The sequence below is a fragment of the Caballeronia sp. M23-90 genome (genome assembly GCF_053574605.1).
Genome location: NZ_JBSIPA010000208.1, coordinates 1 through 10,832, shown reverse-complemented (window position 1 = coordinate 10,832; position 10,832 = coordinate 1). Strand labels below are relative to the sequence as shown.

Annotated in this window: 11 protein-coding genes and 1 pseudogene; 4 read left to right on the top strand and 8 right to left on the bottom strand. The window is 60.5% G+C overall.

Annotation, left to right across the window (positions count from 1 at the left end):
• Together ACRXB1_RS19925 and ACRXB1_RS19920 are read right to left on the bottom strand one after the other, a co-directional pair.
• Positions 1-667: pseudogene (locus tag ACRXB1_RS19925) on the bottom strand (FUSC family protein); the annotation flags it as partial.
• Between the two features lie 27 nt (positions 668-694).
• Positions 695-1,303 carry a helix-turn-helix domain-containing protein gene (locus ACRXB1_RS19920; RefSeq protein ID WP_449492971.1) on the bottom strand — a complete coding sequence of 203 codons (609 nt, stop codon included), beginning with the start codon at positions 1,301-1,303 and terminating at the stop codon, positions 695-697.
• 268 nt (positions 1,304-1,571) lie between these two features.
• Here ACRXB1_RS19920 and ACRXB1_RS19915 point away from each other — a divergent pair, with 268 nt between their 5' ends.
• Positions 1,572-2,744, top strand: coding sequence for an NAD(P)/FAD-dependent oxidoreductase (locus ACRXB1_RS19915; protein WP_449492970.1), 1,173 nt, complete (start codon positions 1,572-1,574; stop codon positions 2,742-2,744).
• 89 nt (positions 2,745-2,833) lie between these two features.
• Here the strand turns inward: ACRXB1_RS19915 and ACRXB1_RS19910 are convergent, their stop codons facing one another.
• Positions 2,834-3,667, bottom strand: coding sequence for an AraC family transcriptional regulator (locus ACRXB1_RS19910; RefSeq protein WP_449492969.1), 834 nt, complete (start codon positions 3,665-3,667; stop codon positions 2,834-2,836).
• A gap of 99 nt (positions 3,668-3,766) precedes the next feature.
• Entirely contained in the window at positions 3,767-4,213 is a 447-nt protein-coding gene (locus ACRXB1_RS19905) for a DUF2000 domain-containing protein (RefSeq protein ID WP_449492972.1), read from the bottom strand.
• A 38-nt stretch (positions 4,214-4,251) separates the two neighbouring features.
• Between ACRXB1_RS19905 and ACRXB1_RS19900 the strand changes: the two genes are divergently transcribed.
• Together ACRXB1_RS19900 and ACRXB1_RS19895 are read left to right on the top strand one after the other, a co-directional pair.
• Positions 4,252-4,542: a hypothetical protein gene (locus ACRXB1_RS19900; protein WP_449492968.1), complete on the top strand. Its 291-nt coding sequence runs from the start codon at positions 4,252-4,254 to the stop codon at positions 4,540-4,542.
• A gap of 173 nt (positions 4,543-4,715) precedes the next feature.
• A complete protein-coding gene (locus tag ACRXB1_RS19895) occupies positions 4,716-6,017 on the top strand; it encodes a sugar efflux transporter (protein ID WP_449492967.1) in 1,302 nt (433 codons plus the stop codon).
• A 3-nt stretch (positions 6,018-6,020) separates the two neighbouring features.
• On the opposite strand, the gene ACRXB1_RS19890 is transcribed toward ACRXB1_RS19895, so the two are convergent.
• From ACRXB1_RS19890 to ACRXB1_RS19875, 4 genes are all read right to left on the bottom strand, one after another.
• On the bottom strand, positions 6,021-6,197 hold the full coding sequence (locus tag ACRXB1_RS19890; RefSeq protein WP_449492966.1) for a hypothetical protein: 177 nt from the start codon (positions 6,195-6,197) through the stop codon (positions 6,021-6,023).
• Positions 6,198-6,230: 33 nt separating this feature from the next.
• Entirely contained in the window at positions 6,231-6,815 is a 585-nt protein-coding gene (locus ACRXB1_RS19885) for a glycosyltransferase family 9 protein (RefSeq protein WP_449492965.1), read from the bottom strand.
• Positions 6,816-6,928: 113 nt separating this feature from the next.
• Positions 6,929-9,220 carry an FdhF/YdeP family oxidoreductase gene (locus ACRXB1_RS19880; protein WP_449492964.1) on the bottom strand — a complete coding sequence of 764 codons (2,292 nt, stop codon included), beginning with the start codon at positions 9,218-9,220 and terminating at the stop codon, positions 6,929-6,931.
• 189 nt (positions 9,221-9,409) lie between these two features.
• Positions 9,410-9,907, bottom strand: a complete 498-nt coding sequence (locus ACRXB1_RS19875; protein ID WP_075358204.1) for a hypothetical protein — start codon at positions 9,905-9,907, stop codon at positions 9,410-9,412.
• A 320-nt stretch (positions 9,908-10,227) separates the two neighbouring features.
• On the opposite strand from ACRXB1_RS19875, the gene ACRXB1_RS19870 reads away from it, so the two are divergent.
• A partial coding sequence (locus ACRXB1_RS19870; RefSeq protein WP_449492963.1) for a glycosyltransferase occupies positions 10,228-10,832 on the top strand: 605 nt, incomplete at its 3' end.

Here is a 10,832-nt window from a genome sequence, read left to right as displayed (position 1 = left end):
TCTTGAGCAGGCGGGCGCTGTCGCTGGCGATATCGGCGAGTCGCGCGTAGGTCGAGCGCATGGCGGCGCGGCTCGACCCGAACGGATGAATGCGCCAGACGGTGAAGCTGAGTGCAGTCGCGAACAGGCATCCGGCAGCATATAACGCGAGAAATCTGAAGCTTTCGAATGAGCCGTGAATGGGACGATCGACCATCACCACGCACGCCGTTGCGGCAAGAATGCCGACTTGCGCCGATGCCGATCCCCAGATCCGCGCCAACGCGCCGAGTCCTGAAAACACAAAAACAGCAACAGCCGCGGCGACAATATTCGATCCCGACGCGTAGGCCGTCAGCCCTCCGCACACGGTGGATAACAACGCGAAGGCGCTCATGGATGCAAAGCGCATCCGGTTCGATCCGGCCGCGTCCGCGAGGCAGGTCCAGAACGCGCCGATTGCCGCCCACGAAAACTCCGGCATGTGCAGCAGGTTGCCGAGCAGCAGCAAGACCGTCGATGCAAACGCGGCCCGCAAGCCTTCCGACAAATCCGCCTGGCTGACCGCGAACGACACCATCCACACGGGACGATTCCGCGCAACGGAGTCGAGCAAGCCGGATGCCGCCTTGCCGTGGCGTCCCGCTACTTTTCTTGATTCGCGATGAAGATCTCGCAGGCGCGACATAAGCTCGATGGACGTCCGTGTGTTGCGCTACGTTGAGGGACCGCGTTGTTTCTCGTTGATGATCCACAGCACTTCGGCGTCTTCCTGACTCGTCGATACCGCCGCGTGCCCCGTGCGGCTGTCGAAATAGATGCTGTCGCCGGCTTCCAGATGTGTCGGCGCGTAGAGCTCGGAGTAAAGGCAGACCGCGCCGCTCAGGACGAACAGGAATTCCTCGCCTTCATGCCGGCCCCATTCCTCGAATGCATCGAGTGAATGTGCGGTGATACGAATGCGAAACGGGTACATGGCCTTTTGCGCGAGTTCGGTCGCAAGCAGTTCCATTTCGTAGCAACCGGCCGTGTGCGGGCTTCCTTGCCCCTTGCGTGTCAGCGCACGGCGGCCTCCGGCATTGGCTTTGGGACTGGAGCCGAACAGCTCGACCAAGTCGATCTTCAGGCCATGGACGATCCTTTGCAGCACGTCGAAGGTCGGCGACATCAGCCCGTTTTCAACCTTCGATAAAGTCGAACGCGATACGCCGCACAAGCGGCTCGCGACTTCGAGCGTCAGCGTTTGCTGGAGACGCGCAGCTTTGACCCGGCGGCCAAGGTCTGTCGATGATTGCTCGGCTGGCCTCGAGAGATTCGTGTCCATGGATCGCGGGAAGAGAAGCGGATAGGCGTGACTGTTTCCGATAATACCATCGGCATAAATACGCTTTATTGGCGGGTCGAGAACGGGTCAAGTCGCACCTTGATGCATATTGGTGCCAAGATTCTTGCAATATTGCCAACAAAAAAACCGCGTAGTATAGTTTCCGGGCTTACAAAAGTTTCCTATCGGAAACTAGCTTGAGAGCCGATCCGGCAGCCTTGCGGGTCGTCATCCCGTCCTACCCGTCTCGTTGCGTCTGGAGTCAGTCGTGAGTTCAAAAGTCGTTATTGTCGGCGGCGGGGTTATCGGCAGTTCGGTGGCCTATTTCCTGCGCGCGTCGGACCCGACCGTGTCCGTCACCGTCATTGAACGCGACACCACTTACGCCCGGTCTTCCTCGGCACTGTCTGCTGCCTCCATTCGACAGCAATTCTCCACGCCCTTGTCCGTGCAAATGTCCTTGTATGGGATCGAATTCTTGCGCGGTATCGGCGAGGTGCTCGAGATCGATGGCGAAAAACCGTGTATCGATCTGCATGAGGGCGGTTATCTTTTTCTCGCAACGCCGCCTGGCGAATCCACGCTGCGCGAGAACCACGCCATGCAAACGGGCCTGGGCGCCGATATTTCCCTGCTCGACAAGACATCGCTTGGCGCGAAGTTTCCATGGCTCAATACCGATGACCTGATTGCGGGCGCCTACGGCAATTCCGGCGAAGGCTGGTTCGACGGATATGGCCTCGTGCAAGCGCTGAAGAAGAAAGCGCAGGCGCTCGGCGCGCGTTATGTGTGTGCCGACGTTGCGCAAATGGAACTGGCGGGCAACCGCGTGATACGCGTAGTCACGCAAAGCGGCGAGCGTTTCGATTGCGATACCGTTGTGAACGCCGGCGGTCCATGGGCGCGCAATATCGCCCTGATGATGGGTATCGACATACCTGTGCGTGCGCGCCGGCGCAGCATATTCAATGTGTCATCGCCGGCCCGGCTGAGCGCGTGTCCGCTGCTCATCGATCCGACCGGCGTCTACTTCCGCCCTGAAGGGAAGACGTATATTTGCGGTACGTCGCCGGACGCGAACAACGATCCGGACGACTTGCCGCTGGATCAGGTCGATCACGCCATCTTCGACGACGTCATCTGGCCGACGCTTGCGCATCGTGTGCCGGAATTCGAGGCGCTGCGTGTAGAGAAATGCTGGTCAGGTTACTACGAGTACAACGTACTCGATCAGAACGCGATCATTGGTTACCACCCGCAAATCGATAATTGCGTGTTTGCCAACGGCTTCAGCGGTCATGGTTTGCAGCAAGGCCCGGCGACCGGGCGCGGTGTCAGCGAACTGATTCTTGGCGGGGCATACAAGACGCTGGATCTGTCGTCGCTGGGCTGGACGCGCGTGATTGAAAACCGGCCTATCGTGGAGAAGAATGTCGTGTGACGTTCGCCGACCAGGAGAAGCACGTAACCTTTCCTTTGGTGAAAACCAATTGCGCCCGGCTCTATGCCGGGTTTTTTTGTGCGATTGCCCTAAGAGAACGCGGCTTGATAGACCTTCGGCGTGACGCCAGTCTGCTGCTTGAACACACGCGTGAAATGCGACTGATCCGCGAAACCGGTTCGTGCGCCCACTTCGGCAATCGCCCGTCCGCCGCGCAAGAGCGGCATTGCGCTGCGCACGCGTTCTTGTTGAAGATACGCATGCGGACTGAGGCCTGCTTCGCGGACAAAGGCGCGAAGCAGCACGAACGGGGTGACATCGAATTCTCTTGCAAGCGTCGATAAAGTCAGGCCCGCGTGCAGGTCATCACGCAAACGATCCTTGACCGCGCGCACGAGCGCGGGTTCGTTGCGCACGACGGGCAGATCGGCAGGACGGCCCGCATGCCGCGCATACAAACCGGTGACGGCAGTGGCCAGCACTTCGCTGCGCTTGAACGCATCGTGGTCCACTTCCGAGCACCAGTTCACGCCGTAGAGATGCTGCGACAGTTCGGTATCGGCGATGAAAGGGCTCGGCATGTCGAATCGCTCGCGCCGCGCAATGCCCAGACGCTCGCAATACGCGGCAAGCGCGCCCGGCTGCACATGCGCCACGCGCATTTTCCATTGACCGTCGCCGGCGGCGAGGCCTGCGTGGACCCGATCGGCGTCGATGACAATCACGTCGCCGCGGCGGCACAAACGACGCTGCTGCTGGACCTCGACCGCAAGCACACCGCCGGTGATGACGGCCAGGCAATGTGTATCGTGCGAATGGGGCGGATACCGGTGACCGACGAAACGGCCCTTGAGCATGACGGCGTCCATTACGTCGGGCGCGTGCCAGAGCTTGATCGATTTGGTAGGCGCGGTTGCGGTCATGGAGTGCGGCCCGTGGAAGCGGCGGAAAACATCATGATAAGTCCTGGCCTTCCGGGCTGCAGGCGCTGAGGCAAGGCTTGCATGAGACTTACCGGAAGCTCACGCAAAGAGCGATAGCCCGCCCACGAGTTTGCCGACTTTTTTCTTCGGTCCGACGAGACCAACTGCGAGGTATTGCAGCGCTTCCCCCGGCAACGCATTGACGGCGCCCAGAAAGGCCGCGTAGTCGGTCGTGGTCTGGCCCTGCACGGGGAAGTCGACGACATCGCAGTTCGCAAGCGACTTCCGGCGAAGCGTGCTCAGTTGCTCGGCCGTGGCCTTGAGCACAGGAATGCCGATGGGGATGAGGCCCGGGTGAGCGGTTCCGTCGAGTTCGCGCAGCGGTTCACCAACCAGATGCTGATGCCGCTGGCCCAGCGTGAACGCCACCACTGCGGCGGCGTTCGACGCCTTGCCGGGCGGCAACGCTTCGTCCACGACGATGACACACCGTTCGGGTTCGGCGGGCGTCTCGGCGCCGGCCGCGGCGATTGCTTCGTTTTGCACTAACAATGCTTTCTCCTGAGGAAGACACGGAAAAGACAATGCTAGGGAAACGCTTTCCAAATGTATTGGACGATTTTGCAGCGGAAACGCTTTTAGCCGGCAGCCGACTTACTCGTTGTATGGGAGTTGGCGGTCGCGAGGTTTTCACGCGCCCACCATATCTCGAAACAGGACGTCTGAAAGAAGTCCTCACCAACGCGCGATGTTCGCCGCTGCCTGTTTCCATCGTCTATGCGAGCGGACGGAACGCGAGCGCTGCTACTCGGGCGTTTGTGGAATGGATTGCGGCGAGCTTTGACGAGAACCACTTCAATCCAAAGAACGTTTAGCTGGACGGCATAAACGCGTGCTGTTTCCGGTCGAGCAACTTCGTTTATCGCGAACAATCCTTCAGATGCATTGAAAAAATCCTGCGCGCGTGTTTAAGTGCCCGCTGACGTCTTTTTTCGCGCTCGTGCAGAGCGACCAAAACGACGGCCCCTGGCCGCCAATGTGAATTTCAATGAACGCCGTCTTCAAGACTTTTCTCGCGCTGATCCGTCTTCCCGGTTATCCCGGCATTTCTCTCGCGATGTTTCTCTCGGGCATCGCGTCCTCGTTCGCCGTGCCTTACACATCGCTGTTCGGCGCGACCGAGGCGCACATGACGCCGGTGCGCCTCGGCATCTTCATGACGCTGACGGCCGTCAGCAGTGTGGTGGTCAGCGCCTATCTCGGGCGCATTGCCGACCGGCGCAGCGATAAGAAACGCATCGTCCTGCTATCGATCGCCGGGTCGGCGCTCGGCTACGCGCTGCTCTGCGTCACGCGCAACTACATCTTGCTGACCATTTTCGGTTGCGTGTTCCTGAGCATCGGCGCTGCGGTGTTTCCGCAACTCTTCACGTTCAGCAAGGCGCGACTGCACGCAGAAGGCATCAAAGACACCGAATTGCCGATGGCTACGCTGCGCACGACGCTTTCCTGCGCGTGGGTGTTCGGGCCGGCGGCCGGTGCGATCGTGCTCGGTGTATCCGGGTTCAACGGGTTGTTTTTATCGGCGGCGGGCGCGTTTGCGGTGGCCGGCGTGATCGTGTTGTTCATGCGGGAGCCGAAGGTGTACGACGCGCTCGAAGCAGGCGACAAAACCAGCAGCGAGATCCCACAGCAAGGAAAGAACGCGCATGTGTACGCGGCGCTCGTGAGTTTCACGCTGATCGGAATGGGCTCGGCAATCGCGACGATCATGTTGCCGGTGCTGATCGTGGACCAGTTGCACGGCACGACTGCACATGTGGCGCAGATGGTCGGCCTCGGCGCGTTCGCCGAAATCCCGATGATGCTGATGCTCGGCGGCGCGTCCCGCCGGATCAACAAGTCAAACATGATCGCGTTTGCGTCGTTGTCACATATTGTTTATTTCGCCGGAATCGCGATGGCGCCCAACCTCTGGGTTCTCGTGCCGCTGCAGATCTTGAACGCGGTCGTGGTGGCGGTGACGTCGTGTCTCGGGATGTCGTATTTCCAGGAAATGATGCCCGGTGCCCTGGCCCGCGCGACCACGCTGTTTTTCAACACGATGCGTACCGGTTCCGTCATGGCTGGCGTGGCGTCGGGGTTCGTTGCGGCGACTTGGGGGTATCGCGCGGTGTTCGTTTTTTGCGTGATGCTGGCAACGACGGCGTCTGTCGTGCTGTTTATCTTCAACTATCAGCGCGGCGCGAAAGTGTTTATCGATCCCGCCGTCGAGCCTGCTGTTTTACCGGTCGCGCCCGGTACGGCGCTCGAAGTCGCCGATCACGCGCAATCGGCGACCAAGGTGTGACGCTCAGATCGGGTGACCATCCGGCGGCGCATCGGGCTGCTGCGGTTCCTCCGGCCGATGCCCCGGCGAAGGCGGCGACAACGGGTCCGCTTCCGGGTCACGGTTCGGGTCGGCGAGGGGATCGGGGATCGGATTGGTCTGCATCCGGTAGCTGTAATGACTCAGTGTTTGCGTATTCATGGCTCGCCTCTTGGGGTCAATCGCGTTGAAAGTTCATGCTGCGTCTTTCAGCATAGGCGTATGCAGCGTGAAAGGCAGCCCGGGACGCGCGGAACATTGCGTATGAAGTTCGGCAAGTGCCGCGCCGGCAATGGCTTCAGCGCGGTCGCCAAAACCCACGCGATGGATGTCAATTAAAGGAGTGCCGCGTTCATGCGCAATGCGCGCGACCGCGGATCCTTCAGCGCATTCGCTCAACACCAGCCGGGCATTGCCTATCAGGGCGGCCTGGGTCTCGGACGTCATCGCGCCGGCGAGATAAAGCGCGCCGGATTGCATCGCGCCCAGAACCGCACCGGTGCTTTCCGATTCCGACGCGTCGCCGATTATCGCAATTTGCCAGCCATCGGCGGCGAGGGTGTCGCTGATATCAGCCAATAGCTGGCCATTACTGGAGGCGCTCGTTTCGTCGTGCGGATCAATAAGAACCAGGCGGTCCGGTTCAATCCCATGAAACGCAAGCAGCGCCGCGTAGTCGTTCTCGGGATGCACGGCGGGTTCGAAAGCGCAGGCGCCCGAAGCGGAAAGCTCGGCACTCAAGGGTTCGTCGAACGTCGGAAAGGCGGAATCGGCGAGCATGGATCGGCTCCGGAACGTTGTTGCTTGCGATTGGAATTGCGCGAGGCACTGCACGCGCCGGGGAGCTTCCCGCACGGTTCATGCCTGTTTCTCAGTTCGATGCCGCCTCGGCGTCACGCCGCTGTTTTTTGCAGCCGTATCGGGATTGCCTTGGCCGCCGGAACCTTGCTGCGCTTTGCATGGTGCGACACAGGAATCAGCCGGTTGCACTCGGGGTAATAGCCCATGACGCAGCCGGCCGGGATGTCGTACGCATGAACCTGCAGGCCGCCAAGCTCGCGCAGCACGTCGTCCTTGGCCACCGTGGTCGCTTTCACCGTGTCGTCTTCGGCAAGCCCGAGACGGATCATGTCGTCCTTGTTCATCAACAGGACATCGCGCGACTTGGTGATGCCGCGAAACCGGTCATCGAGCGCGTAGACCGTCGTGTTGAACTGGCTGTCGCCGCGCGTGGTCATCAGGCGCAGCGTGCGTTCCCCATCGAATTGCATATCGGGGTCTTCACCAAACCCTGCCGGCACGATGAAATTCGCCTTGCCCGTCTTGGTTTTCCATTCGCGTTTGGCTGCGGGAAGCGGCCGATGAAACCCGCCCGGCTGCGACATGCGCTCGTTGAATTCCTTGAACTGCTCGGGATACGTCCGCTCGATTGCGCTGCGCACGAGCCCGTAATCCGCCACCCACGCATCCCAGTCGATCTTCGGATTCGGCGGCAGGATCGACTTCGCGAGCGCCGCAACAATGGCCGGTTCGGACAACAGATGTTTGCTCGCCGGCTCGACCATTCCCTTCGATGCATGAATGCACGCCGTGCTGTCTTCCACCGTGACGGTCTGTTCGCCGCTCGCCTGCTGGTCCACTTCGATGCGCCCGAGACACGGCAGCAAATAAGCCGCGCGCCCGTGCACGATATGGCTGCGGTTGAGTTTCGTCGCAATCTGCACGGTCAGCGGCAGTTTCTTCCACGCCGGATCAAGCACGCCCTGGTCCGGAATCGCACGTGCGAAATTGCCGCCGAGTCCGATAAACGCATCGATACCGCCATCGCGCACCGCCTCGCAGGTATCGACGGTCGTGAGCCCCGTGTCCTTGGGCGGCTCGAACTGGTACAGCTCGGTGAGCTTGTCCATGGGCACGAGTTCGGGCTTTTCCGTAATGCCGACCGTGCGTTGTCCCTGCACGTTCGAGTGGCCGCGAATCGGGCAAATCCCGGCTCCCTTCTTACCGATATTGCCGCCGAGCAGCATCAGGTTGGTCAGCATCTGCACGGCCAGCACACCTTCCCGGTGCTGCGTGATCCCCATGCCGTACAGGATGATTACGGCTTTCGCGCGAGCATATTCGGTCGCGGCCGCCTCCAGCGCGGAGCGCGTCAACGCCGATTCCAGTTCGATGTCCTTCCAGTGCGCCGCACGCATCGCATCGGCGAATGCTTGAAACCCATGCGTATGTTTGGCGATGAAATCCGCGTCCAGCACGCGCGGTGTGTTCCCGGCGATGGCTTTGTCGTCGGCTTCGATCAGCGCTTTGCAGATTCCCGTGACCGCCGCGATGTCGCCGCCGATCTTCACTTGGTGATACTGCGTGCTGATGCAGGTTTGTTCATTGGAAAGCATCTCCTTCGGCGACTGCGGGTTGGCGAAACTCACCAGACCCCGCTCGCGCAGCGGATTGAACGTGATGATCTGCGCGTTGCGTTTGCGCGCTTCCTGCAGCGGATGAAGCATGCGCGGCGCATTCGTGCCAGTGTTGTGGCCGAAGAAGAACATGCAGTCGGTGTGCTCGAAGTCTTCGAGCGTCACGGTTCCAACCGGCACGCCGATGGTCTCGGGCAACGCCACCGAGGTACTTTCGTGGCACATGTTCGAGCTGTCCGGCAGGTTGTTGCAGCCGTATAGCCGCGCCATGAGCGCATACATATAGGAGGTTTCAAGCGATGCACGCCCTGACGCGTAGAACACCACGCGCTTCGGATCGTAGCCGCGCAGCTTCTCGCCGATTTCATCGAAGGCTTGCTGCCACGGGATTGCCAAGTAGCGATCGGTTTCGGCGTCGTAGCGCATGGGCTCGGTCAGCCGTCCTTGCGATTCGAGCTCCATGTCGCTCCACGCTTCGAGCGCGGCGAGCGTATGGTGATCGAAGAACTCGGGCGTGGCGCGCTTTGTCGTGATCTCCCATGCAGTGGCCTTCGCGCCGTTCTCGCAGAACTCGAAGAGATGCGGATCGGCGGGTTTTGCCCACGAGCAGCTCACGCACGCAAAGCCATCCGGTTTGTTCTGCTTGAAGAGAACGCGGGTGCCGTTGACGGCGACGTGCTCTTCAAGAAGTATCGATGAAACCGCTTTCACCGATCCCCAGCCGCCTGCGGGATGGTTGTACTGCTTGATGTTGGGCTGATTGCTCATGCTGAGACGCTCCGCGGATGGACAAGAAGCGAACGGCTCGAATGCGTTCGCTGGCGGAGTTTCATTCAGCAAGAAACAGGCTCAAGGCATGGTCAGAAAAATGAAAGCCGCCGGCCCGGGCGTTCGGGGCGGCGGCTTTCAAATGTTCGAAGCTGAGTCGAGCGGCGTTTTCTTTACAAGTCGCCGATGTCAGGCTTCCTCAGTTTGCTGGCCTTCGGGTGCCGGTTTGAATGCGTCGGCGCGACGGCGGATCTCTTCCACTTCGACTGTCACGAACGTGCGGTTCTCGGCGGCCAGCGCGCTTTGGTAGGACGCACCTTCCGGCACGCGATGCAGCAACGCGCGCATTTCGCCCTGCGTGGTCTGTTCGACCGGTTCGAAGTTGTAGAGACGCAGCATCAATTCAGCGCGCTCGTGCAGCAGGAACAGGCAGGCGGCGAACACCGCTACGGCGACCACTTCCTGCGCGCCGAAGCTGAAGTCGGCCGGGATCGGCGAGAACGGCATGGCCACTACGGCGATCAATCCTGCGAAAGCCAGCACAACCGTCGCGTACAGGAAAAATTTTGCGCGGCCGACGATCCGGTCGTGTTCTTTCCTGAGTTGCACGGCAGTACGCGGAATGAGCGCTGTGTGACCGTGTTTTTGTTCGCGTTGCTGGAGTGCTGAAAGCGGAAGCGCGGCCATGGAGTCGGTTGCCTCGAAGTTCGGTAAGTTTGTCGCCAGGAATTGGCGCTGTCACCGGGTTAACGCCAAGCTTTCAGGAAAGTTGACGCCGGTTACGTGTTGTTTCAGTCAGGTTTCGAATTGTTTCTGAGGCGAGGGCGGGAAGGCACTGTTCATCCGCACAGGTCGGATTGACTGGCGAGGGCAGTTCAGAGCCACGCAAAGCGCTGTTTCTGCACGTCTTTTCTTCATTGCGTCTTCGTGGGAATGCCCATTGCTGTGGGCTTTCAGCAACTGTCCGGAGCGTTCCGGATAACGAAAATGCAAACGGAGAGAAGAACATGATCGGCATCATTATTCCGGCTCATAACGAAGCGGCGCAGATCGGGGCATGTGTAACAGCAGCGAAACGGGCGGCGAGCCACCATCAATTGCTTGGCGAAGAGGTGCGCGTGATCGTCGTCGCCGACCATTGCTCGGATGACACGGCGGCAATCGCCGAGTCCCTCGGCGCCGACGTGCTTGCAGTGAACGCGCGCAATGTCGGCATTGCGCGTGGGGAGGGGGCGCGGCGTGCGTTGTCGCTGGGTGCAAGGTGGCTGGCTTTCACAGACGCCGACAGCGTCGTCGCCGATGACTGGCTCGTCCGCCAGCTCGACCTTTGCGCCGATGCGGTGTGCGGCGTCATCGCGATTCACGACTGGTCGCCGCATTTGTCGGCGGTGCGCGAACACTTCGCGCGGACTTATACCGATGCCGATGACCATCGGCATATTCATGGCGCGAACATGGGGGTATCGGCGGCGGCTTATTTGCGGGTCGGCGGTTTCGCGCCGCTGGAACATAGCGAGGACGTGGCCTCACAGAAGCAACCGGCTACGTACCTTTTTGGTCAGGGCCTGTCAGCAGTTTTGGCCCAGTGGGCTTCACGAGGTTTAAAACGACA

Bases quoted from the DNA above. Each gene is read 5' to 3' on its own strand.
- ACRXB1_RS19920 (WP_449492971.1), bottom strand. From the start codon at position 1,303: ATGGACACGAATCTCTCGAGGCCAGCCGAGCAATCATCGACAGACCTT.
- ACRXB1_RS19910 (WP_449492969.1), bottom strand. From the start codon at position 3,667: ATGACCGCAACCGCGCCTACCAAATCGATCAAGCTCTGGCACGCGCCC.
- ACRXB1_RS19900 (WP_449492968.1), top strand. From the start codon at position 4,252: ATGCTAGGGAAACGCTTTCCAAATGTATTGGACGATTTTGCAGCGGAA.
- ACRXB1_RS19895 (WP_449492967.1), top strand. From the start codon at position 4,716: ATGAACGCCGTCTTCAAGACTTTTCTCGCGCTGATCCGTCTTCCCGGT.
- ACRXB1_RS19890 (WP_449492966.1), bottom strand. From the start codon at position 6,197: ATGAATACGCAAACACTGAGTCATTACAGCTACCGGATGCAGACCAAT.
- ACRXB1_RS19885 (WP_449492965.1), bottom strand. From the start codon at position 6,815: ATGCTCGCCGATTCCGCCTTTCCGACGTTCGACGAACCCTTGAGTGCC.
- ACRXB1_RS19880 (WP_449492964.1), bottom strand. From the start codon at position 9,220: ATGAGCAATCAGCCCAACATCAAGCAGTACAACCATCCCGCAGGCGGC.
- ACRXB1_RS19875 (WP_075358204.1), bottom strand. From the start codon at position 9,907: ATGGCCGCGCTTCCGCTTTCAGCACTCCAGCAACGCGAACAAAAACAC.